This window comes from Henriciella mobilis, assembly GCF_003576315.1.
GTDB classification, from domain to species: Bacteria; Pseudomonadota; Alphaproteobacteria; order Caulobacterales; family Hyphomonadaceae; genus Henriciella; species Henriciella mobilis.
In genome coordinates this window covers 1-23,506 of record NZ_QWFZ01000015.1, presented here as the reverse complement: position 1 = coordinate 23,506, position 23,506 = coordinate 1, and the positions used below count along the sequence as shown (strand labels likewise).

General features: G+C 58.0%; 22 protein-coding genes. 9 read left to right on the top strand and 13 right to left on the bottom strand.

What is annotated here, in order from left to right; all coding sequences use genetic code 11:
* Positions 1–62 precede the first annotated feature (62 nt).
* Positions 63–1,616: an acyl-CoA synthetase gene (locus tag D1227_RS08255; RefSeq protein ID WP_119404483.1), complete on the top strand. Its 1,554-nt coding sequence runs from the start codon at positions 63–65 to the stop codon at positions 1,614–1,616.
* Positions 1,617–1,709: 93 nt separating this feature from the next.
* Here D1227_RS08255 and D1227_RS08250 read toward each other — a convergent pair whose 3' ends face one another.
* A complete protein-coding gene (locus D1227_RS08250) occupies positions 1,710–2,861 on the bottom strand; it encodes an amidohydrolase family protein (RefSeq protein ID WP_119404482.1) in 1,152 nt (383 codons plus the stop codon).
* 154 nt (positions 2,862–3,015) lie between these two features.
* Positions 3,016–4,005, bottom strand: a complete 990-nt coding sequence (locus D1227_RS08245; RefSeq protein ID WP_119404481.1) for an NAD(P)H-dependent flavin oxidoreductase — start codon at positions 4,003–4,005, stop codon at positions 3,016–3,018.
* A gap of 73 nt (positions 4,006–4,078) precedes the next feature.
* On the opposite strand from D1227_RS08245, the gene D1227_RS08240 reads away from it, so the two are divergent.
* Positions 4,079–5,026, top strand: a complete 948-nt coding sequence (locus tag D1227_RS08240; RefSeq protein WP_119404480.1) for an NAD(P)H-dependent flavin oxidoreductase — start codon at positions 4,079–4,081, stop codon at positions 5,024–5,026.
* Here D1227_RS08240 and D1227_RS08235 read toward each other — a convergent pair whose 3' ends face one another.
* From D1227_RS08235 to D1227_RS08205, 7 genes are all read right to left on the bottom strand, one after another.
* On the bottom strand, positions 5,027–6,097 hold the full coding sequence (locus D1227_RS08235; protein ID WP_119404479.1) for an acyl-CoA dehydrogenase family protein: 1,071 nt from the start codon (positions 6,095–6,097) through the stop codon (positions 5,027–5,029).
* Positions 6,094–7,290 carry an acyl-CoA dehydrogenase family protein gene (locus tag D1227_RS08230; RefSeq protein WP_119404478.1) on the bottom strand — a complete coding sequence of 399 codons (1,197 nt, stop codon included), beginning with the start codon at positions 7,288–7,290 and terminating at the stop codon, positions 6,094–6,096. The genes D1227_RS08235 and D1227_RS08230 overlap by 4 nt, the downstream gene beginning before the upstream one ends.
* Before the next feature lie 166 nt (positions 7,291–7,456).
* Complete coding sequence (locus D1227_RS08225) at positions 7,457–8,242, bottom strand: enoyl-CoA hydratase-related protein (RefSeq protein WP_119404477.1); 786 nt, start codon at positions 8,240–8,242, stop codon at positions 7,457–7,459.
* Positions 8,239–9,522, bottom strand: coding sequence for an FAS1-like dehydratase domain-containing protein (locus D1227_RS08220; RefSeq protein WP_119404476.1), 1,284 nt, complete (start codon positions 9,520–9,522; stop codon positions 8,239–8,241). Before D1227_RS08220 ends, D1227_RS08225 begins: the two co-directional genes overlap by 4 nt.
* Positions 9,523–9,538: 16 nt before the next feature.
* Positions 9,539–11,068, bottom strand: coding sequence for a class I adenylate-forming enzyme family protein (locus D1227_RS08215; RefSeq protein WP_119404475.1), 1,530 nt, complete (start codon positions 11,066–11,068; stop codon positions 9,539–9,541).
* A 93-nt stretch (positions 11,069–11,161) separates the two neighbouring features.
* Complete coding sequence (locus D1227_RS08210; RefSeq protein ID WP_119376112.1) at positions 11,162–12,367, bottom strand: acyl-CoA dehydrogenase family protein; 1,206 nt, start codon at positions 12,365–12,367, stop codon at positions 11,162–11,164.
* Between the two features lies 1 nt (position 12,368).
* The gene (locus D1227_RS08205; protein WP_119404474.1) at positions 12,369–13,487 is read right to left on the bottom strand and encodes an acyl-CoA dehydrogenase family protein; all 1,119 of its coding nucleotides are present in this window, start codon (positions 13,485–13,487) and stop codon (positions 12,369–12,371) included.
* Positions 13,488–13,614: 127 nt separating this feature from the next.
* Here D1227_RS08205 and D1227_RS08200 point away from each other — a divergent pair, with 127 nt between their 5' ends.
* The 4 genes from D1227_RS08200 (at position 13,615) to D1227_RS08185 (ending at position 18,186) form a co-directional block, all read left to right on the top strand.
* Positions 13,615–14,409 (top strand): enoyl-CoA hydratase/isomerase family protein, encoded by a 795-nt coding sequence (locus D1227_RS08200; protein ID WP_119376110.1) that lies wholly within the window; start codon positions 13,615–13,617, stop codon positions 14,407–14,409.
* 83 nt (positions 14,410–14,492) lie between these two features.
* On the top strand, positions 14,493–15,731 hold the full coding sequence (locus tag D1227_RS08195; protein ID WP_119404473.1) for an acetyl-CoA C-acetyltransferase: 1,239 nt from the start codon (positions 14,493–14,495) through the stop codon (positions 15,729–15,731).
* Positions 15,732–15,851: 120 nt separating this feature from the next.
* Complete coding sequence (locus D1227_RS08190; RefSeq protein WP_119404472.1) at positions 15,852–16,976, top strand: CaiB/BaiF CoA transferase family protein; 1,125 nt, start codon at positions 15,852–15,854, stop codon at positions 16,974–16,976.
* A gap of 13 nt (positions 16,977–16,989) precedes the next feature.
* Positions 16,990–18,186, top strand: coding sequence for an acetyl-CoA C-acetyltransferase (locus tag D1227_RS08185; RefSeq protein WP_119376107.1), 1,197 nt, complete (start codon positions 16,990–16,992; stop codon positions 18,184–18,186).
* A gap of 168 nt (positions 18,187–18,354) precedes the next feature.
* On the opposite strand, the gene D1227_RS08180 is transcribed toward D1227_RS08185, so the two are convergent.
* Positions 18,355–18,558, bottom strand: coding sequence for a hypothetical protein (locus D1227_RS08180; RefSeq protein ID WP_119404471.1), 204 nt, complete (start codon positions 18,556–18,558; stop codon positions 18,355–18,357).
* A 179-nt stretch (positions 18,559–18,737) separates the two neighbouring features.
* Between D1227_RS08180 and D1227_RS08175 the strand changes: the two genes are divergently transcribed.
* From D1227_RS08175 to D1227_RS08165, 3 genes are read left to right on the top strand one after another with little or no spacing between them, the layout of a single operon-like run.
* Positions 18,738–18,974 carry a DUF3489 domain-containing protein gene (locus D1227_RS08175; protein WP_119404470.1) on the top strand — a complete coding sequence of 79 codons (237 nt, stop codon included), beginning with the start codon at positions 18,738–18,740 and terminating at the stop codon, positions 18,972–18,974.
* A complete protein-coding gene (locus D1227_RS08170) occupies positions 18,971–19,360 on the top strand; it encodes a DUF2924 domain-containing protein (protein WP_119404469.1) in 390 nt (129 codons plus the stop codon). Before D1227_RS08175 ends, D1227_RS08170 begins: the two co-directional genes overlap by 4 nt.
* Complete coding sequence (locus tag D1227_RS08165; protein ID WP_119404468.1) at positions 19,357–20,862, top strand: recombinase family protein; 1,506 nt, start codon at positions 19,357–19,359, stop codon at positions 20,860–20,862. The genes D1227_RS08170 and D1227_RS08165 overlap by 4 nt, the downstream gene beginning before the upstream one ends.
* A gap of 54 nt (positions 20,863–20,916) precedes the next feature.
* Here D1227_RS08165 and tnpC read toward each other — a convergent pair whose 3' ends face one another.
* The 3 genes from tnpC to tnpA all read right to left on the bottom strand — a co-directional run bounded on the left by tnpC (position 20,917) and on the right by tnpA (position 23,418).
* Positions 20,917–22,461: an IS66 family transposase gene (gene tnpC, locus D1227_RS08160; RefSeq protein ID WP_119404467.1), complete on the bottom strand. Its 1,545-nt coding sequence runs from the start codon at positions 22,459–22,461 to the stop codon at positions 20,917–20,919.
* Positions 22,462–22,537: 76 nt separating this feature from the next.
* Positions 22,538–22,891: an IS66 family insertion sequence element accessory protein TnpB gene (tnpB, locus tag D1227_RS08155; protein ID WP_119404466.1), complete on the bottom strand. Its 354-nt coding sequence runs from the start codon at positions 22,889–22,891 to the stop codon at positions 22,538–22,540.
* Positions 22,888–23,418 carry an IS66 family insertion sequence element accessory protein TnpA gene (gene tnpA, locus D1227_RS08150; RefSeq protein WP_119404465.1) on the bottom strand — a complete coding sequence of 177 codons (531 nt, stop codon included), beginning with the start codon at positions 23,416–23,418 and terminating at the stop codon, positions 22,888–22,890. Before tnpA ends, tnpB begins: the two co-directional genes overlap by 4 nt.
* Positions 23,419–23,506 lie beyond the last annotated feature (88 nt).

The following is a 23,506-nucleotide window of genomic DNA, read 5'->3' as shown; positions in this document are numbered from 1 at the left end:
TCTAACAGCTTGATCGTTTATTTGCCAGTTTGTGGCGACGGGACAGTCCAGGGAGCAATAGCATGTCGCATCCAAGGGAACACGCCGCGCGAAACCCCGACCATCCAGCCGTAATAATGGCCGCGAGCGCAGATTGTCTGACGTATGGCGATTTGGAGGCAAAAGCAAATCAGGCCGCCCATCTTCTTCGAGAGCTCGGCCTCAATGCCGGCGACACGATTGCCATCTTCCTGAAGAACGGTGTCGACTATTTTGTAGTTTATTGGGCCGCCCAGCGCATCGGCCTTTATATTGCTCCCATTTCAACATCCTTCAACGCAGACGAAGCTGCCTACATCCTGTCCGACAGCGGAGCACGGATATTGGTCACAAGCGCAGACGTGCAGCACGCCAGAAACCTGGCCGAAGACCATCTTCCCGAATGCGTAGAACATGTCTTCTCGATCAATGTCAGCCTCGCGGGCAGTGATGACTGGCATGCCGCGATCTCCGGACAGCCTTCGCATCCGCTTTCGAATGAAACTGCCGGATTCCACATGGTTTATTCATCGGGCACCACCGGCAAGCCGAAGGGCATTCGCCAGCCTCTGTCAGGCGGCCCCGCAACCGCGCCTCACCCGCTCGCCGAAAGGGCGAGGGAGAATTACGGCATAGGACCGGATACCGTCTATCTCAGTCCAGCCCCGCTTTATCATACCGCACCGCTGGCGTTTTCGACCTCATGCCATCGCTTGGGGGCCACGGTAATTGTCATGGAGCGATTCACGCCCGATCGTGCGCTTGCGGCAATCGAAAAATACAAGGTGTCAGTCACCCAGATGGTGCCAACCATGTTCGTCCGTATGCTGCGCATGCCGGAAGAGGAAAGGCTGAGCTACGACGTGTCGAGCCTGACAACAGTCATCCACGCGGCCGCTCCCTGCCCTGTCGACATCAAACACCAGATGATCGAATGGCTCGGTCCCATCCTTCTGGAATATTATGGTGGCTCGGAGGGCAATGGATCGACATCCATCACATCTGAAGAGTGGCTTAAAAAGCCGGGCTCCGTAGGCAGGGCCAATTGGGGCACGATCCACATTTGCTCGGATGATGGAACGGAGCTGCCCGCCGGCGAACCAGGACTTATCTATTTCGAGGGTGGCTGGGACTTCAAATATCTGAACGACGACAAGAAAACCCGCGAGGCACGTCACCCAGATCACCCCGGCTGGTCGACACTGGGTGACGTCGGTTATCTTGATTCAGACGGATATCTGTTCCTGACCGACCGCAAATCGTTCATGATCATATCGGGCGGGGTAAACATCTATCCGCAGGAAATCGAAGACAGGCTGATTTCCCATCCGGGCGTGCTCGACGCGGCCGTAATCGGCGTGCCGAATGCTGAGATGGGCGAAGAGGTGAAAGCCGTAGTTAAGCCAGTCAATGCGACGGATGCGAACCCAGACTTTGCTGACGCGCTCATCGAATGGTGCCGGGCGGATCTGTCAACGGTCAAATGCCCGAGATCAATCGATTTCGCAGCATCGTTGCCGCGTGGCGAGAACGGCAAGCTCTACAAAAAGAAAATTCGCGAAGCCTACTGGGCTGGTCACACTTCAAGGCTCGTCTAACGTTCGGAGCCAGTGCCACCCAGCAAACAGTCGACGGATGGCGCTGGCTCGGAACGTTTTCAATTGTCACGACCTCCCCGTTCGAGCTGACAATCAGGCTAGCTCAGCTGCTCGCGCGGCGACTTGCGACTCCAGACCTGCTCTCTTGAAAAGCCTTGCGGCGTTTCCACCAAGAATGGCCACAAAATCATCTGCACTAGCATCCGGATTTTCTTCCATCATCCGCTGCACAACATTTCTGGAGAACGGGAATGTCCCTTCAGAATGAGGATAGTCGGTCGCGAACAACAGGGCTTCAACGCCGACCCCTTTCCGGGTTGCGACTGATCCCACGTCATTCTGCAGGGCGCAATGAACCTGGTCACGGATGATTTCGCTCGGCAGCCTCGACAGCTTCGGATGCACAACGGGGGCGTGCCCGTGATAAATCTCATCCATCCGCTCGGCCAACCCCCACAGCCAGCCCGCAGAATGCTCGGCAAACAGGATATGGGCGTTCGGGTTACGGTCCAAGACGCCTCCAGCCACCAGCTGGGCAATGATGTCGACCGCGTCATTCATCTGGCGGGTATAGTTGAACATGGCACTGCCCGGCCCTTTCAGGGCCCTTATGTCTGTCACGCCGACGCCAGTATGGAATACAAGCGGAATGCCATGGTTGCCGGCAAAGGCAAAAATCGGGTCCCAACGCGGGTCATTGTAATTGTTCATGCCCTCCCAGAGGCAGAAGGCTGCATAGCCCATGGCGGCGGCGCGCTTGCATTCAACGAGGGCATCTTCAAAATCGATGCAGGGGATCATGGCGGCGGGCACCAAGCGCCCGTCGGACTCTGAACAATAATCCCAGGCCCAGTCATTGTAGACCTTGCAAGCTTCGCGCTGACCGTCGCGGTCAGCTATTCGTGGTAGCATCAGGCCGAGAGACGGAAAGACGAGTTCAGCATCAACCCCGTCTCGGTCCATATCCTCAAAACGCAGATTCAGGTCGCGAGCGCCTCGCCGTGTTGTATCGACGTCATTTGACATCGCCTGCTGAGCAAATCCGGCATCGCTCTGGCCGGTCTTGTGGCTATGAAAATTCGCTTTGACCTTCAGGATGACCTGATCTCCGATCCGCGTAATCCTGTAGTCACCATCTTTCTGGCCATTGATTGCATACTGTTTAAGCGAATCCGGCATGGCACGCGTGAAAAGATCGGGGGGCTCCGCAATGTGCGCGTCGCAGCTGAACACAAAAGGTCTCATCGGCTTTCTCCTTAGACAGTCAGATGACACCCGAAAGAGTAAGCACGCCCCCCAAAACCGGAATAAGGAACACTACGTAATTAGGTACCTTTTAAAGGGCTACATTTAACAATATCAGCTACGAAACGAAATTATCATGACTAATAGAAACCTTTTAAGGAAGTGATGCTCTCATTTTGACGAGTCTGTCATCGAGAATGGCATCCGCCTCGCCAATGATCCGGTCTACAAGTTCCTGAACTGTCGGAATATCGTGGATCAGGCCCTGGACCATGCTTGCCCAAAAGACGCCCTTCGAGAGATCTCCCGTTTTCAGAAGTTCGCGTCCTGCGGAGCCGGCAACAAGTTCTGCTACGTCCTTGAACTTCGAGTCCGGTTCTGCCAGCCGACGTACAACCTCGTCTGACACTTCGCTCTTGCCGACGCGAGCCGTATTCTTGAATTTGCGGAAAATCAGATGCGTGCCGCGCTCGTCATTGTCGACGTAGGCCTGCTTCACATTGGGATGGATTTGCGCTTCCTGGGTTGCGCAAAAACGCGTCCCCATATTGATGCCGTCGGCGCCAAGCGCCAAGGCAGCAACCAGTCCCCGTCCATCCCCAAAACCGCCTGAGGCAATCATGGGAATTTTGACCTGATCAGCAGCGCAGGGAATAAGAACAAGGCCGGGAATATCATCTTCACCGGGATGTCCCGCGCATTCAAAACCATCAATCGATATAGCATCCACACCTTTTCGCTCAGCAGACAGGGAATGGCGCACCGAAGTGCATTTGTGCAGGATGCGAATACCGTGCGGTTTCATCATGTCCCAAAATTCGGCCACCGCTGACGTTCCGGCCGTTTCCACAATCGTCACACCACTCTCGATGATGGCATTCGTATAGGCGGCATAGTCAGGAGAGTTCATCGTGGGAAAAACGGTCAGGTTCACGCCGAATGGCTTGTCCGTCATCGACCGGCATTTCTCGATTTCTTCTCTCAACGCATCGGGAGACGGTTGGGTTAGCGCAGTGAGGATGCCCAGTCCTCCAGCATTTGAAACTGCTGAGGCCAACTCGGCGACGCCAACGCTCTGCATGCCACCCTGTACGATTGGGTGCTCGATATCGAGAAGCTCGGTAATACGTGTCTTGAAGGCCATTTGCAGCTCCCTGAAATTCGACATACTTATATGACTTGGTTATATAATTGTCTATCAAAGAAGGATATGGGGAATGTCGTCGAGAATAGCGCAATTTGGCCTACGCTTACCTCTTATGGCGGCCCCCATGTCGATTGCTTCTGTTCCGGCGCTCATAAAAGCTTGTATGGAAGCCGGCATTATCGGTTGCTTTCCTACCCACAATGCAGCGCAGGATCGCGGTCTGCGCGCCTGGGTCGAGGAGCTGCTCGACTTTCAGCGAACGCTCCGCGACGCAGGCGGGTCACCGCCAACCTTTGCGGTCAATATCAATGTTTCCCGCCACAAGCCCGCTGACCGGCTCAAACATGAGATCTCGGTCTGCAGAGCGTCGAGATTACCAATCATAACCAGCAATGCCGGGAACCCGGCCGAGCTCGTCAAACAGGTGCATGATTGGGGGGGCATCGTCATTCACGATGCAACGACAGTCGAACAGGCCGAGAAGGCGGTCGCTGTCGGCGTCGATGGACTGATGCTGGTCTGCGCAGGTGCCGGCGGCCTTGGCGGCCTGCTCAGCCCCTTCGCCTTTGTGCCCGCAGTCCGCCGCTTCTTCGACGGAATTATCCAGCTGGCAGGCGGTGTCGCCAGTGGTGAAGGCATCGCGGCCGCCGAGCTTCTTGGAGCAGACATGGTCTGCATGGGTACCCGCTTCATCGCGACCAAGGAATCGGGTGTGCCACCGGGTCACAAGCAAATGCTGGCAGAAGCATCACTATCGGACGTCTATTGGACTGAGAGATTGGTTGGGATTGGAGCGAATTTCCTCAAACCCTCGCTTACCAATCATGGAATCGACCCGAACGGCAAAGGCGACGCCCGTTACATCCTACCAGATGGAGTGAAGCCGTGGCGAGACATCTGGAGTGGTGGACACAGCACCGCCCTGGTCGACGACATTCTTTCCGTCGAAGACGTTATTTCGAAACTAGAGCGCGAATATGTCGCCGCTCGATCATACCAGATTGCTCCTGTGGACTGACTACCAACCGGCAAGCGTAGCGGCGCGCTCTCGATGGACTGAGGGACTGCCAAGCACAGCCCGGTCAAAGACCGATCGCCGGAACCAGATATTCAGTCCGTATTCCCACGTGTAACCTATACCGCCATGCGCCGCGATGGCGTCGCGGGTCACCTCGACGAAACGATCACACAAGTGCGCCTTTGCCAGCGCAGCCGTGCGAGATGCATCTTTCTGTTCCTCGTCCCAGGCATGCGCGGCATACCAGACGAGCGAGCGAGACGGCTCCACGTTAAGCGCCATAGTCGACAATTGGTGCTTCAGGGCCTGAAAACGGCCAATCGGCTGACCAAACTGCTCACGTTCCTTCGCATAGGAAACCGACAGATCCGCGCAGTATTGCGCGCCGCCGAGCGCGTCAGCCGCGATCAGGACCAGCGCCGCATCAAAGAGGCGCTGGACCAATGGATCACCCGGCTCGAACAGAGTGTGGGCGGCAGCTTCATCGAACTTAACCGCTGATGCAGGCCTGCTGCGATCAGTCGATCGATGACGATTTATGGCTACCTCGTCGCCCGCTTCAATGAGCGCGATCCCGCCATTCTTTGTGCCAGTCAGGAAGAGACTGGCCGCGTTCGCCGAAGGCACAAAACGCACCTCGCCGCGAGCGCTCTTTCCATCCGATTCGACACTCCAACTCTCCGGCAACCAGTTGCCGCCAAATGCAAATGTCGAGACTGTTTTACCCTTGGCAACCCCATCGAGAAAAGCATCCCTCGCCGTCTCATTGGTTGTGGATGAGAGGGCGATAGCAGTCAGGAACTGACCGATGAATGGCCCCGGGGCCGCAGCACGTCCAAGCGATTCCGATACGAGGGCTGCCTCTAGGAGGCCAAGGCCCGATCCGCCCAGCGCCTCAGGTACCATAAGGCCGAAAAATTCCAGCTCGCTGACCGCAGCCCAGCTATCGGGTTCGAAATCACCTTCGCCATCAATGAATGCATCGAGTTTTTCACGAGTCAGGACTTCTGAGACCACACCGAAGAGCGTGTCCTGTATGGCGATCTGATCGCTGTCGAGATGAAATCTCATTGGCCTCGCTCCATGGCAAGGTCGCGGGGAAGGTCGAGGCCCCGCTCCCCGATAATGTTTCGCTGTATATTGGTCGTGCCGCCAGCGATCGAATTGCCAAGCGAGCCCATGATCTGATCCAGCCACTTTTCAGGGCCGCGCCCACGCGTGCCGGCTGGCGCTGGCTCGACAAGGCCCTCATCACCAATGAGATCCTGCGCAGTCAGCGCGATATCGTGACCGATTTCCGTCAGAAGCAGCTTCATCATCAGCGAGATTATCCCTGCCTCGTCGCCATGAATGGCATTCGACATGATCCGGTATGATGAATATCGGTGAGACATGACCCAGCCCTCGATCCGCGTTAGCGCCTGGCGGACTTCGGGGTCCTTGATGGCCGGCTGCCCGTTGCGGGTCATTTCCTTGGCAAGCTCGACCAGTTTTTCAAATTGATTGCCGAGCATTGCCGCGGAACCGATCGACGCGCGTTCGTGCTTCAGCGTGGTACGCGATACATTCCAGCCCTGCCCACGTTCGCCGACAATCCAACTTGCAGGTGTTTCGGCATTATCAAAGAAGAATTCAAAGAAGCCGCTCTCGCCTGTCATCTGGCGAATGGGTCGGCGTGATACGCCGGGCTGATCCAGATCAATCAGAAGATAGGAAATACCATCATGCTTACCGGCATCTGGCTCCGTGCGGACCAGCGCGAACATGTGTGTTGCCTTGCCGCCCTGGCTCGTCCAGATCTTCTGGCCATTGATGATCCACTTGTCACCAACCAGTTCAGCCCGGGTTCTGACGGACGCCAGATCAGAACCGGTCCCCGGTTCTGAATAGCCCTGTCCCCATACATAATCCCCTGCCATAGTCGGCGGTATGAACAGCCTTTTCTGCTCTTCGGTTCCGCGCTCCAGCAAGGTCGGCACCAGCATGTTCATGCCGTTGCCCGGTACTTCCATGGGCGCCCGTGCCCGGGTAAATTCCTCTCGGATGACCTGCGCCTTGATCACATCTGGAGACTGTTCCGAACCGCCCCACTTTTTTGGAATTGCCCGGTAGAGGTAACCCGCTTCAGTTGCTGCTTTTCTGAAGGCAGCCACATAAGCCTTCATGTCACTTCGTTCGACGGACTGGGGCGCCCATCTTTCCTTGATGAAAGCGCGAACTTCCTTGCGAAACGCTTCCGCAGCCTGACCATAGCTGAGATCCATACCTATCTCCCGGTGATTTTCGTCGCGCGGCGTGTCCAGACGGCATCGAGCAGTTCACGAAGTTCGGCGAGAGCGTGGTCGCGCAGCTCATTCCGTCCGTCAAACCGGCTGGCTGTGACCGTTGCCTCAACATCGTAGCAACTGACTCGAATGCCCTCGAAATCCGTCACGGCTTTTCGCTTTTCATGGCCTTGTAGATCCGAGCCGTCGCTTGCGTCGACAGGCCCATGAAAAGGCTTTCCTGGTCGAGATGGGCTTCAAACTGCGCATCCTCGGCGAGATTGAGATTCGCCTTCATGTAGCGCCAGCCCATCCGCGGCCCGGCCGCCATTTTCTTTGCGAACTTGAGCGATTCCTCGCGCAAGGTTTTGTCCGGAAAGACCCGCGTATAGAGCCCGAACGCGAGCGCGGCGTCCGCATCGAACTTTTCGCCCATGAACATGAGTTCACGCGCCTTCGCTGTGCCGAGAATCTTGGTCCAGAACCATGTCGAACCGAAGTCACCGCCCCCCCCAATCCGGTCAAATGCCGACAGGAAGGTTGCGGACTGGGCCGCGAAGCGAAGATCGCAGGCACCCGCAATGCCGATACCAGCGCCCGCGACTGGACCATTGATCATGGCAATGGTCGGTTTGCCCATTTCGTGCAGAAGACGCGGCGTTTCCATATGAGACCGCAATCTAGCGTGTCCCTGCTCCACAGGACCACCAAGTTCCGGTGTCACATCAGCCGGCGCCCGGTCACCTTTAAGATCGCCGCCCGAACAGAAGCCCCGGCCGGCACCTGTGATCACGACACACCCAACAGCGGGGTCCTGAGCCGCCTCGCGCGTCGCATCCGCCAGCGGCGCCATGATGGAATCGTTAAGAGCGTTGAGCCGGTCTGGCCTGTTCAACGTGATGATCCGGACGCCATCAGTGTCTTCAACGAGGACCGTTTTCTCGTCGCTCATCCCTTTGACAGTTCCCAGTGGCGGGCCATCATTCGCGCCGCTTCTTCAGCAAGGTCAGCCGGAACTTCCGGATACATCGCCATTCTACCTTTCTTGGGCAGCGCGATGGTTGCTGTTGCCTTGACGGTGACCTCATCGCGCTGGTTCACAAACTGCGCCATAACGTCGATCAGCGCTTGGCCGTTTTCCTCGCGCTTGCCGACAACTTCACCCGTGATGAACTGGGTGTCGCCCATATAGTTGAATTTCCGGATTTCATCATGGACGTGCGTGATGATCCCATCGTCTCCGGCCCAGTCCTGTAGATAGTGGAAGAGATAGTTTTCACGCATGACGCCGTAATCATAAGCCATCGGATTACCGATTGCCTGCGCCCAGACCGGATCCCAATGGAGGCGCTGGGCAACGTCAGGAATTCCCTGCTCGTTCTTGATGTAAAAGGGCGCAATGCGCTGTCTGTTCTTGTAGGCAAGCCGACCGACCGTCGGCGCATACGGAACAAATCCGTAGCCTCCGGAATGGAAACAGATAACGTCCGTGACAGTCAGCGGCCCCTTGGCCATTTTGCCGAGACTGTCACCGACCTCCACATCGTCCCAATAGCGGGGCACAGCGCCACGCACCTGTTCCTGCTCATAAACAGCATCGATGGCGGCAATATCCTCATCGGTATAGGTTGCAGGTTCGATATGGCTATACTTGCCCTTTTTCTTCGCAGTCTTGCGCTCTGTCAGAATACGGAGAATTCGATAGACGGCCACTACCTCCGCATTCTGATTGACCTTCACATCCTTTCGGACGCAAATTACAGATCGTCCGCCGAACTCCGAACTTTTTACCTCGCATGTCTCGTCGCCATTGTACGAGTAAATCGTATCTCCAGGCCTCATCGGCCGATAGAAATCCCATTTCGAGCCTGACACGAAAACGTGGATGCCGCGGAAGAGTGACTTTCTCAACTTCTTGATATGGTCGGGCGTCGGGTCGCCTTTCATTGGCGAGTTTACCGAACCAATCATCATCCCAGGCGCGATCACGCCGCCCCAGCGCGTTCCCTGCGCATAGTCCGGATCGCAAAAGAGCGGATTGTCGTCCCCGCAGCCATGCGACCAGTTACGGATATTGTCGACCGTTGCGGTCTGGTTGTACTCGCGATGTTTCGAAGGCGACATGAATCCAAGCAACTGGTTCTGCCGCTCGATATCTTCATCGGTGATCTCGTACTCGGTGGCCTTTTGCCATTCTTCGCTTTCGAGGATGTCAGACTTGCTCTTGGCCATCTCGGGCCTCCCTGTTTTATACGTTTGCGTGATCGTTTTCAGCCGCAAGGAACATGTCCCGGACACCAGGCAAAGCCGGCTTCAGGGACGGAGTGCGCGGAACGTCCTCGACGACCTTCCATCGCACGGGCACCTGGTAGGCAGTGAGGTGTTCCTTAGCGAATGCCTTGAGCTCGTCATCGCTTGGTACTGACGCGCCTTTCTTGAGCATAACCGCACAGACCGGCACAGCACCCAGGCGCCTATCGGGTATACCTACGACGACTGCTTCCCGAATGGCCGGATGCTTTTCCAGGGTCGCGGCGACATCGTCCGGATGGACCTTGAATCCGCCCCTGATAATGGCGTTGTCAGCCCGGCCTCTTATAAAAAGAAATCCGTCTTCGTCGATCACGGCCCGATCAGTCGTCCTTAGCCATTTGTCGCCAATGCCGAACTGGCGTGCCTTCATCTCCAGAACGCCCTCTTCGCCGGGCTTGAGAACTTCACCAGTCTCAGGATCGACGACACGTCCTGTCACACCTGGCTGAAACCGACCGACACTACCGGGTTTGTCCCTGTAATACTTACGAAAGGCACCGAGCGACCACCCGGCCACGGCACCCGAAAATTCCGTCGCCCCATAATTCTGGAGAACCGGTAAGTCGTAGCGGTCAAGGAATTCCTGCGTGATGGCCGGATCAAGTGGCTGCGCACCTGTTCGCAAGGCTTTTAGGCTGGAGAAAACATCCGCCGGCAAGTTTGCGTCGAGGATCATTCGCAGTCCGGTCGGGACAGCGCCAGCGACCACCGGCCGGTGCCGGGTCACAGCGTTGACCCAAGCTTCGACCGAAAACTTTTCGACAATGCAGAGCTTGCGTCCACCGAGTATAGTATTGAGCGCGCCCCAAAGCCCACCAATGTGAGCCATAGGATTTGTCAGCAGCTGTACGCCGCTTCGCAATTGTGGCGGATCATCGGGTGAGCGGTCCTTCTCATAGGACATGGCAGACCGAAAACTCTCGATGAAAGCATCGCGCTTCAAAGGGATACGTTTGGGCGCACCTGTCGTACCACTTGTCAGCATTTCGATGATGACGCCCGGCTGGGTATAGACTGTTTGTGTGCCTGTTATCCGCTCAAATCCAGGCTTCAGACCCGCCCCCTTCAGCACGGATTTTGTCTCTATGACCGCTGTGCCCGCCTTTTTGAGCACGGGCAGGATGCCCGGCCGCTCGAGATCGGAGCGGGTTCCGATGACCACGGGAAGATTCAGGCTCTCGAGGTCTGCCCTAAGCTTGTCTTCCGGGAGCATCGGATTGATCGAGACCATAACCCCATCAATCCCGACCGCGCTTAATACACCGGCCAGCACATCGGGATGATTACGAACAAAAACCCCTATTCTGGCCCCTTCGCCGAGTCCGAGCCCGTCAAGCTCGGCCTTTATTGCCCTGATTGTTCGCGCAAGATCACCCCATGAGTACCACTGGCCCTCATAGTCGATGACATCTTTAGAATGATCAATATCGAGAACGCCATTCAGCAGGTCCGATAGAAATGACATGAGTGAGCCTCCGGGACCATTAAAACCGCGTTCCCGATTTCTTATATAACTAAGTGCACCTTCTGAAAAGGGGCAAGGCTTGAATGTTGTATTTTATTTCAGTTGATCGAACGGTACGCCCTTATCGGCGCGCATTTCTCCCGGCATGCCAAGAACCCGCTCGGAAATCTGGTTTCGAAGCACTTCATCGGCACCGCCTGCGATACGCAGGGCAGTAGACCAGATATAGTCATGCCAGATTTCCCTCGTGGCGACGGCGTCACTATCCGGCGCGAGTGCATCTGTGCCTCGAATCTCCATCGCCAGTCCTGACGTCTTCTGGAGACGGCTTGCATAGGTGAGCTTCATCATCGACGCTAATGCCCCCGGGTTTTCACCGCGTGACACCATGGTTCGCAGACGCGCCTGGAAATACTTCGCAGCGCGCTCTTCTGCATATGCGGTTGCAAGCGAGAGGCGAACAGCTGGATCATCGAGCGCTGTGGCCCCATCCCGCGGCGTCTGCGCCGCATACTGCATCAGCTCCTCGATCCGCCCTTCTTCACCCTGATTGAGCCGCTCGCCCATCAGCACCGTCATGCAGCAGGCCCAGCCCTCACCTTCCGCTCCGATCCTGCAGTCTTCTGGTACTCGGACATCGGTAAGGAAGGTTTCGTTGAAGTCGGATGCGCCGGAAATTTGACGAATGGGTCGCACATCCACGCCCGGCGACTTCATATCGAGAACAAAGAAAGTAAGCCCCTTGTGCTTGACCACTTTGGGATCGGTACGCACGACGAGAATACCCCAATCGGAATGGTGCGCCCAGGACGACCAGACTTTCTGACCGTTCACTACATAGGCATCCCCATCCTTTATCGCCCGCGTGCGAACGGCCGCCAGATCCGAGCCTGCGGCTGGTTCGGAAAACAGTTGGCACCAGGTCAGCTCGCCTTTCAGCGTGGGCTCAACAAACTTTCGGATCTGATCTTCAGTACCATGCTTGCCGATGACCGGGAGCGCCATGCCAAGGCCGATGCCTATATATGGACCTTTTGGCAGATTGTACTTGCGCTCCTCCTCATCGAACACAACGGCTTCAATGATCGTTCCGCCGCGCCCACCAAGCGATTTCGGCAACAGGATACCGGCATAGCCGCCATCATATAGCTCCCGTTGCCAAGCCTTGCCCCGCGCCACTTCCTCGGAGTCGTCCAGCACGGCTCCGTCCGGCAACTCGTGTGCTGGCGCGTGCGCGGCGAGCCAGGCTTTGACCTCAGACCGGAATTCGGCCTCTTCAGCCGTGTCGTTGAAATCCATGTCAAGCGGCCTCCATCTGATTGCCCGGAATCTGGCCGACAAGCCTGTCAGCCCAATACTGGCGCGGCCCGAGTGTGAGCGCGAGCGTGCGTTCGCGGCGATAATGAAAGTGACAGTCGGCCTCGAATGTATAGCCGATGCCGCCATGTATCTGCAGGTTTTCACGAGCTGCCTGCTCATAGGCGTTGCTTGCGCTCAGGCGTGCGGCAGAGGCTGCCACGGCGAGGTCATCCGGCGAGTTATCTGAAGCCCAACCCGCAAAGAATGCATTGGAACGAGCAAATTCGGTTGCTACCAATATATCGGCGAGCTTGTGCTTGATTGCCTGGTAGCTGGCCAAGGGTCGTCCAAAAATCTGGCGATCCATAGCGTAGTCTCGGGCCATGTAGACGCAGGCTTCTGCGCCACCAACGGCTTCAAAGGACGTCTGCACCGATATCCGGTCGATCAGGGATCGGATCGCTTCCTCGTCGTCCACGCTTGCATCCAGCAAGGAGGCGGGCGCGTCATGAAATTCGATCGCATAATGGGCGCGAAGCTGGTCGAAGGAATCAAGCTTCCGGCGCTTTACCCGATCTGAAGTGAGGTCCACCGCCGCGAGTGCGGGCACTCCCTTAACGTTGCAGTAGACAACCGCCATTTCCGCAAGGCCAGCGTCTCCGACAGGTGTCTTGATGCCGGATACTGTACCGTTTTCAAAGCTGACCCCTGCCCCGCGCGGCCACCAACCTTGGCGCCCCTCAGCATGCGCGAGGGTTCCGACGGTGTCACCAGATGCAAGTCGGGGAAGCCAGACCTCTTTCTGATCTGCGCCCCCGAATGTCTGGATCGCGTCTGCGGCGCAGACAATCGACGCATAGAAGGGCACTGCAGCAACGGCGCGCCCCATCTCCTCGCTGATGACGCCAAGGTCCAGAGCACCAAGGCCGAGGCCGCCATACTCTTCGGAAATACTCGCTCCCAGAAAGCCAAGCTCTGCGACGGCGCGCCAGAGCTGCTCGTCCGATTCTGCGTTGCCATCAATAAGCTCGCGAAGCCGGTCCGGCGGGGATAGCTCGGCAAGCAGGCCTCTGGCCTGTTCAGCCAGCATCTTCTGCTCTTCAGCAAGGTCGAAATTCATGCTTGCCTACCCTCCTTGGCGTTTTACGCATAATTACCCACTTATATAACTAGGTCAATTAACACTTCCCGTTTTGAAGGCATCATGTCAATCTGAATAACAGAACAGAAATCCAAGGGAGTCCCTGATGAAATTTGAAACAATCCTGTTCGAGGTGAATGATCACGTCGCCACAGTTACCATCAACAGGCCTGGCGCGATGAACTCATTCACCCGGCAGATGATGTCCGACTTTTCCACAGTCTGGCGTCATATTGCCGAAACGAGTGATATCCACTGCACCGTGTTGCGCGCTGCGCCGGGTCGGGCGTTTTCGAGTGGGGTCGACGTCAAGGCCGCAAACCAGCCAGGCGGCGCTGTGATGCATGACGATATCTGGGTTGCCGAAGATCCGGGAGAACAGCTGGGTCCGAAGTCCAACCGTTGCTGGAAACCTGTCATTTGCGCCGTACACGGAATGGCCGCCGGCGGGGCGTTCTACTGGATCAATGAGAGCGACATCGTAATCTGTTCTGAAGATGCAACCTTTTTCGACCCACATGTCACCTATGGCATGACGGCGGCGCTCGAACCGATCGGCGCCACCTACCGAATGCCGCTCGGCGACGTCATGCGGATGACCCTTCTTGGAAATGACGAGCGCATTTCGGCGCATACCGCGTTGCGGCTCGGTCTTGTTTCTGAGGTTACTCCAAATGAGGAATTATGGTCACGCGCGGCGGAACTGGCGGCAATCATTGCGTCCAAGCCACCGGCTGCAACAGCCGGATCGGTCAAGGCGATCTGGGAATCCCTCGATATGCCACGATCCGTGGCCCTCAGAACCGCGCTGAAATATTGCCAGATCGGTAATCCGATAGGCACTGCACAGGTCGATAGGGCTGCCATTATGGGAAAAGCCAAGTCATTCACAACTCGATGACAGAGATAGATCCATTAGGCTTGCCGAATTCTTTCACTTATGTAACTAGGTAATACAAATAAACCTTGTGTGAGGATTTCGATATGCCGGAAGCATACATTATAGACGCCGTTCGTACCCCGCGAGGCATCGGCAAGGTGGGGAAAGGATCCCTGGCCCATCTTCATCCTCAAGTACTGGGCGCGACCGTGCTCAAGGCCATCAAGGATCGCAACAATCTCAAGACCGATGAAGTCGACGACATCATCTGGGGCTGCGCAACCCAGGTGGACAAGCAGGGCGCGGACCTTGGACGGATGTCCGCCCTTCTTGCAGGATATGATGTGAAAGCCTCTGGTGTCACTCTGGACCGGTTTTGCGGCTCTGGCATTACCTCTGTCAGCTTCGGCGCCGGTCAGATCATGTCAGGCATGGAGGACCTCGTCGTTGCCGGCGGAACTGACATGATGTCCTTCACGGCCTCACTGGCAGATCCGACGCGTCTGCCCCTCATGGACAAGGACAATCCGCAACTTCGGGAACTGCATCCTCAATCCAATCAGGGTGTGTGCGCCGACGCCATTGCAACGATTGAGGGCATCAGCCGCGAAGCAACCGAAGAGCTCGCTGTCGAAAGTCAGAAACGTGCAACAAGAGCCATAGCGGAAGCCCGGTTCGAAAAGAGTCTTGTAGCCGTCCATAACGAAGACGGCTCGGTTGCACTTGATCACGAGGAATTTCCTCGTCCCAACACAACCAGGGAAAGTCTTGCGGGCCTGAAAGCTTCCTTTGCCGCTCTTGCGGACATCCCTGTCGATGACAAGGGCAATACGTATCGGTCGCTGATCAACAAGAAGTATCCCGACGTCGATATCCAGCATATTCACCATGCTGGAAATTCCTCCGGCGTGGTTGATGGATCGGCCGCAATTCTCTTGGCTTCGCCTGAATACGCGAAGAAGCACGGGTGGAGACCGCGGGCCAAGGTCGTGACCGCGGTCAATGTCGGTGACTGCCCGACCCTGATGCTCAACGCGCCCGTCCCTGCTGCGAAAAAGGCCCTTCAGCGTGCCGGTCTGACGAAGAACGATATCGATGTGTGGGAAATCAACGAAGCTTTCGCCGTTGTGGCTGAAAAATTCATCCGGGATCTCGACCTGCCGCGCGACAAGGTCAACATCAATGGTGGCGCGATGGCCCTCGGCCATCCGATCGGCGCGACCGGCTCGATACTTATAGGCACCGCGCTCGACGAACTCGAACGGACAGGAGGCAAGTACGCGCTTGTCACCATGTGCGCTGCGGGCGGCATGGCTCCTGCCATAATCATAGAACGTCTCTGAGCTGCTCCGGCTTCGGTGAACTCAGGAAAAGTCCCTCTGTCGCGATCAAGACTGTCTTTCGTCTCAGAGACGCACTGGTGACACGGTCTTACAAGGTGTGCAGCAAGCTGGAGCATCCGAGTGATCTCACAAACAACAGTCAGAGGCCCGCTCAAGGGTGTGAAGGTCGTGGAATTTGCGAGCATTGGCCCGGGCCCATTCTGCTGCATGCTCCTCTCGGACATGGGGGCCGACATCCTCCGCATCGACCGACCATCTGGTGTTGCTGGAACAGGCCCAAACCCCGTCCTGCAGCGGGGCCGTCCCTCGATTGTTTTGGATCTGAAATCGCGGGACGGCCTGGCGCGCGCGAGGCAGGCTTGCGCAATTGCAGATGTCGTGGTCGAGGGCAATCGGCCCGGCGTCATGGAGCGATTGGGTCTGGGTCCGGACGACCTTCACTCTATCAATCCATCCCTAATCTATGGCCGCATGACGGGCTTTGGACAGGAAGGGCCGGATGCCTCTCATGCCGGCCATGATATCAACTATCTCGCCGCGACCGGCGCACTTCATGAGCTGTCTGAACCTGGTCGGCCACCCAAGCCTCCACTCAACCTGCTTGCCGACTTTGGTGGCGGAGCGCTCTATCTCGCGCTCGGAATTGCGGCAGCTTTATTCGAGCGGACCTCATCCGGAAGAGGACAGATCGTAGATGCAGCCATCGTGGATGGCGTGACCAGTCTTCTTGGAATGGTCACGGGCGCGTACCAATCTGGTTCCTTGAAGCCTGGATATGAGCAGAACATCCTCAGCGGCGCAGCGCCCTTCTATCGCACATATGAATGTTCCGACGGTCGCCATGTCGCCGTCGGCTCGCTCGAACCACAATTCTACGCGCGCTTTTTGCACGCCATGGACGCAACTGACTTTCTTGAATTCGAGCAACGCGACACCGGCCACTGGCCCGCGCTGACCGCGCTGCTTGAATCCAGGTTCAGGAACAAGACAGCCGATGAGTGGATGGAGGTGCTCGTGCCGCTCGACGCCTGCATCAATAAGGTGCTTACGCTCGACGAGGCCCAGAAGAGCCCCGCTTCTCGCGAGCGAGGGATGTATGCGAATATTGGCGGGTTTGAGCAACCCGTTCCCGCTCCCCGTCTTTCGCGCACACCCTCGGCCATTCAGTCACCAGCCGCCGCGCCCGGTGAAGCCGGCGAGCAAACTCTTCTTCGCTGGAAAGAAACGTCACCTAGCAATCCTTAGGAGCCCCCAAGCCATGCCACGTGCCGCTATCGTCAGCCCTGTTCGAACACCAGTTGGTTCCTTCGGAAAATCGCTCCTACCCGTCCCCGTCGAAAAGCTTGGCGGCATTGTTACACGCGAAGTCCTGAAACGTTCCGGTATCGAACCTTCGCTTATCGAGGACGTTGTCTTCGCGCAGTCCTATGCAAACAGCGAAACGCCATGCGTCGGCCGGTGGATAGCGCTTGATGCGGGACTTCCAATCGAAGTACCGGGGCTGCAGATCGACCGCCGCTGCGGGGGCGGCCTTCAGTCCATCGTCACAGCCGCAATGATGGTCGAGTCGGGGGCATGCGACGTCGTCCTTGCTGGCGGCGTCGAAAGCATGTCCAATATCGAATACTACACCACGGATATGCGCTGGGGTGCACGTTCGGGCACCACCCGCTTTTACGACCGACTGGACCGTGGTCGCGAACGATCTCAGCCCGTCGAACGCTTCGGACCGATATCCGGTATGATCGAAACAGCCGAAAACCTGGCGCGCGATTTTCAGATTTCCCGGGAAGACGCCGACGCATTCGCGGCCCGGAGCCATCAGAGAGCCGCAGCGGCCTGGGAGAGCGGCAAATTCGATGATGAAGTCGTTTCCGTCGAAGTTCCTCAACGCAAAGGGGATTCGATTACCTTCGATCGCGACGAGGGTGTCCGTGCCGAAAGCACGCCGGCGTCTCTAAGCAAGCTGCGTGTCCTGATGAAGGACGGAACCGTGACAGCTGGAAATGCTGCGCAGCAGAACGATGCCGCTGCCGCCTGCCTTGTCGTTTCCGAAGACAGACTCCAGGAGTTCGGACTCGAGCCGATGGCCTTTCTGAAGGGGTGGTCGGCGGTAGGATGCGATCCGTCGAGAATGGGTATAGGCCCTGTGCCGGCAACCCGGAAAGTGCTCAAGAAGACCGGCCTTTCAATTCACGACATGGGATTGGTTGAGATAAATGAGGCCTTTGCCGCTCAGGTTCTGGCTTGCCTGAAAAGCTTGGACTGGGATGACCAATCCATCCTCAATGTAAATGGATCCGGCATTTCCCTTGGTCATCCTATTGGCGCTACCGGTGTGCGCATCATGGCCACCCTGTTGCATGAGATGAAGCGTCGGGACGTCCGCTATGGACTTGAAACCATGTGTATTGGCGGTGGGCAGGGAATGGCTGCGATATTCGAAAGAGCCTGATTAATCACGCTGACATCACCAGTTGGCCATCGTGAAAAAGCCGGAAAACTCTAACCGGCAGTGGTCCAGACTTGGGTCTCAAAGCACAAACAATATAAACACGGTCTGACAGTGCGGGGAAGCGCGGGACGAAGGAAAGCAAAGCTTCTCAATGTCTGCTTTCGGGATCTAGCGGACGGCAGAAAGTAAACTCTCAGCTTTTTCGATTTTCCGTACAGCATTTTCGATCCGCTCCCTTAAAGCCGCCAGGCTAAGCGCAATCTCGCGCTTGCCTGACGCCGGCGCCTGCGCCGGAAGACCAGCAACCAACGCCTCCTCCAGCTCGGCCATCGCTTCAACAACCAGTTCGCGAATGGGATCTAGTTCGTCCATGCCGGCAACATGGCGCGACCTCTCGCCGATAGTCCACGCAGCTTTTTCGCGGGTCGCTGGACTTCGCCCGCATTCCGAGCATTGCTGTCTTCGACAACAGGAAGCGTGGCCCGGTATCGGCCCGGGCTTGTCTCAGTGGGAGCGGATGACCGCGCCCGCAACTCCGAAGGAGACAAGCCATGACTGACCAACACACAATCGACGCTCCGAAAGACGGCACGAAGGAAGCGCGCCTGGTCGCGGCCCTGACCGGTAAAGGCCAGACCCTCAAACATCTATCCAACTTGCTTGCCTGGCAGCCACACACGGTCCGCGCTGCGATGACCCGGCTCCGCAAACGCGGTTATGTCATTGACCGCATCGCGAAGACCGAGAAATCCGCTGCCCGGTTCAAGCTGCGCGGAGACAAGGCGTGAGCCGGAACGACTTCGAGCGTCTTTCCCGACAGGAGCTTATCGAGCGCTGGATCGAGATGATCGGTTCAGCGCCGCCGCCCAAGCTCCGCTCGCCCATGATGGCGAAGATCCTGACCTGCGAAAACCAATGGCAAGCCTCGGGTCGGCCACGGGCGGCGCTGGTTCGCAAGCTGCGACGGCTAGCTGGGACCGCGCCTGATAGCACCTTGCCGGCCAGCAGCGGCCAACGCCTCATTCGGGAATGGAACGGCGTCGAGCAAACCGTCGATATCACCGAGGCCGGCTATCGCTGGAACGGCAAGACCTGGCGATCGCTCAGCGCCATTGCGAGGGAGATCACTGGGACCAAGTGGTCTGGGCCTCGCTTCTTTGGTGTGCAGACATGAAGAAGGTTCGCTGCGCAATCTACACGCGGAAGTCCTCCGACGAAGGCCTCGACCAAGCCTTCAACTCGCTGGATGCGCAGCGGGAGGCCTGCGAGGCCTATATCCGGTCGCAACGACACGAAGGCTGGAAGCTTCTGCCGCAGCGATATGATGATGGCGGGATATCCGGCGGGACCATGGACCGCCCTGCCCTGCTGTCCCTGCTCACTGAACTCGAAGCCGGTCGCATCGACATGGTCGTGGTCTACAAGATCGACCGGCTCACCCGTTCGCTGGCCGACTTTGCCCGGCTGGTCGAGCGGTTCGATGCGACAGGGGCGTCCTTCGTCTCTGTGACACAGCAGTTCAACACCGCCTCCAGCATGGGCCGGTTGACGCTGAACGTCCTGCTCTCCTTCGCCCAGTTCGAGCGGGAGGTCACGGCCGAGCGGATCCGCGACAAGATCGCGGCCTCCAAGAAAAAGGGCATGTGGATGGGCGGCGTTCTGCCGCTTGGCTACGACAAGACAGATGCGGGTCTCGTGATCAACAAGGAGGAAGCTGAGACGGTCCAGACCCTATTCAAAACATACATCGACGTCGGCACGGTCCGGAAACTGAAAGACTACGCTGATACCGAAGGCCTGCGGACCAAGCAGCATGTGTTCGCCTCGGGCCGTGTGGCCGGCGGCAAGCCATTCACTACCGGCCATCTCTATCAACTGCTCTCCAATCCACTCTATCGCGGCAAGATCAGGCATCGCGACCAGGTCTATGATGGCCTGCATGAAGCGATCATTTCGGAAGCGCTTTGGGGCCGGGTTCAGGAGACGCTCGCGAACAACCGTGTGGCCAGGACGACAAGGAAGAATGCCGCCAATCCGTCCCCACTCGCTGGCAAAGTGTTCGACGAGAATGGACGGTCGTTCTACGCCCATCATGCTCAAAAAGGGCAGCGGCGATATCGCTACTATGTCTCAGCCGACGATGAGCTCCGCTTACCCGCCAGCGAGCTCGAACAGGCCGCGTTCAGTGCGCTGATCCATCGCCCTGACGTCCGAAAGCTATCGGCGGATCGCGCCCTATCGCAACGCGAAACGCTGGAACAGATCGACCGGCTGGTGGTTGGCTTAACTGAGCTGGAAATCCACGTCGCGGGGCAGGAGAACGCGCACCCGATCCGCGCTCCGTTCACGCAGCGCCGTCGCGGCGTGGAACGGAAAATCGTACTCGAAAATGCTGGCATATCGCGAAAGGTCGACCTGGCCCTTATCCGTCGGATCGTCCAGGCCATGGACTGGCTCGACTCCATCAAGGCCGGGCGCGCGATCAGCGATATCGCGGCCGAGCAGAATGTTTCGCCATCCTACATCACGCATAATATCGATCTGGCATTTCTGTCGCCGCGAATTCTCAAAGCGATCAGTGAAGGCCGCCAGACGCCGCATATCTCAGCGTATCAGCTTTCCAAGATTTCGATCCCGGTGAAGTGGGAAGATCAGGAACCGATTTTTTTGGGCTGATCGGGTTCCCTGATCCATTGGTGAAGCTTCCCTGTTATCGTAAGCGTCCAGTTCTCACACGTCCTTGTGTGAGCCCGCCCAGTTCCAAGGCAGCAGATCATCGACCCGGTTCATCGGATGGCCCTGGCTGAGACGGTCGAGGACATCACTGAGATAGGCATGCGGCTCGACATCATTGAGCTTTGCCGTGGTCAGCAGCGAGGCGATGACGGCCCATCTTTGAGCGCCGCCTTCGGAGCCGGCGAACAGGTGGTTCTTTCGGCCCAGTGCGACCGGGCGGATGGCACGCTCAACCGTGTTTGTGTCAAGTTCGATCCGGCCATCATCCAGGAACCGGCTGAGCTCAGCCCAGCGGGTCAGCGCATAGCGGATCGCATCGCCGAGCCCGCTGCGCGGTGGGATACGCTGGAGTTCGGTTTCCAGCCAGACCTTCATGGCCCTGACGAGCGGGCGGGATTTCCGGGCCCGCACGATCCGGCGCTTGTCCGCACTCTGGCCCCGGATAGCCGCATCGATGGCATAAAGCTCTGTGATCCGCTGCAACGCTTCGGCTGCGATCGGCGAGCCCGTCGCCTGGTGGACCTCGTAGAACTTGCGCCGGGTATGGGCCCAGCAGGCAGCGAGCGCGATGTCCCCGCCAGCAGTCAGCCGCTCGAACCCGGCATAGCCATCGACCTGCAGCACACCGTTGAAGTCTTTCAGATGGTCTTCCGGTCGTTCGGCGCGCCGGTCCGGGCTGTACATGTAGACCGCGGCCGGCGGACCGGGCCCATTCCAGGGCCGATCATCACGGGCATAGACCCAGAGCCGGCCGGTGCGCGTGCGGCCCCGGCCGGGATCGAGCACGGGCAGCGGCGTGTCATCGGCGAACAGCATGGTCGACGCGAAGACATGTTTCGCCAGACGCTCATGCAGCGCTTCCAGCCACCAGCTTGCACCGCCGACCCAGTTGGCGAGCGTCGACCGGTTCAGCTTCACGCCCTGGCGGGCAAAGATCTGCGACTGGCGATAGAGTGGCAGGTGATCGCAATATTTGCTGACGATGACATGCGCGAGCAGGCCGGGCGTGGCGAGCCCCTTCGCGATCGGGCGCTCCGGGGCCGGCGCCTGGTGGATCTTCCCGCAGCCTCTGCAGCCATAGCGCGGGCGCTTGATCCGCAGGACCCGCAACCGCGCCGGCACATGATCCAGCATCTCGCTGACCGTCTCGCCGATGAAGTGCAGCGCGCCGCCGCAGCATAGACAGGCGCTGGTCTCGGTCTCGATCGCGACATCCTCGCGCGGAAGGTGGTCCGGCAGGCTGAACGCGCGGGTACGGGATAGGCGCGCTGCAGTTTCAGCTGCCAAGTCGGGAAAAGCCGCTTCGAGCCGGGCGACATCACCATCGAGATCCTCCAGGCTGAGCTGGAGCTGACCGGGATCGAGGCCTTCGGCCCGGCGGCCGAACTGGCTGCGCTGCAGCGTCTTCACCATCTGGCGCAGTCGCTCGATCTCCGCCCGTGTCTCAGCGCGCTCGCTTTCGCGCGCCGCGGCCAGCTCGCGGATCATGCCATGCAGCACATCCACGTCTTCAGGCAGGGCGGTGAGATCAAGCTCCATGGCATGGAGATTACGCTGGAATCAGCTCGCTTCGCACAGCTTTCTGCGGCCTGATTCAATCGGTCGCATCTGCGTTTCAGCCCGCCCGATCAGGACGCCAGCGCTCGTCCGGTGATCGCCAGTCGATCCCGTCGATCAGCATCGATAACTTCTCAGAGGTCAGGACGATGGATTTGCCAGGCTCGTTTTCTGACGGCCAGGGGAAAACGCCATGCTCGAGCCGCTTTGTGAACAGGCAGAGCCCGGTCCCGTCCCAGTAGACGATCTTGATCAGATTGGCCTTGCGGCCGCGGAACACGAAGAGATGCCCGGTGAACGGATCGCGCTTCAGCACCTCCTGGACCATCATCGACAGTCCATCGATCCCCTTGCGCATGTCGGTATAGCCGACCGCCAGGTGCACCCGCACACCTTCTGGAAGCAAGGTCATGATGCCACCTCGACCGTGAGGAACCGCACGCCCGTGTCAGCAACAGCCAGCTCCGATTTCCAACGGAACAGAACCCGCGGGGCAACGCCATAGTGGCGAGCAACATCTGAAATGACAGCCCCCGGTCGGCAGGCCGCCCTGACGATCGCGTTCTTGTCTGAGGCGCTGAACTTGCGCCGGCGTCCTTCCTGAAGAGGCTGGAGAATCGGATCGCGATTTGGCGTCGGCCGGATCTCAGCCTGGTAGTCCAACTTAGGACTAAGCCTATGACTTAGCTTATGACTAAGGGTATGACTAAGCCTATGACTAAAGCTATGACTTAGGCCTCCGCGCCGGTAAAGCAGGTCCACTGGCTCAGGCCGCGGCTCCCGCTTGAACTGGGCGCGCCAGTTGCCGAACCGCTTCAGCGGCAAGCCGTTCACTTCGCAATATTCGCGTTGATTCAAGTCACTGCGTTTCCAGGCCTCATGATGGGCCCGCCAGAACGCTTCCAGCGCGGCACGTTTCTTCGTCTTGAGTTTCGGCATCGGTATCTCCTTTCAGCTTTTGAACACCAGCCGAAAGAGATCGAATGCCCGCTACCGCGCACAAGCGTGTCACTATTGGACGCTTACC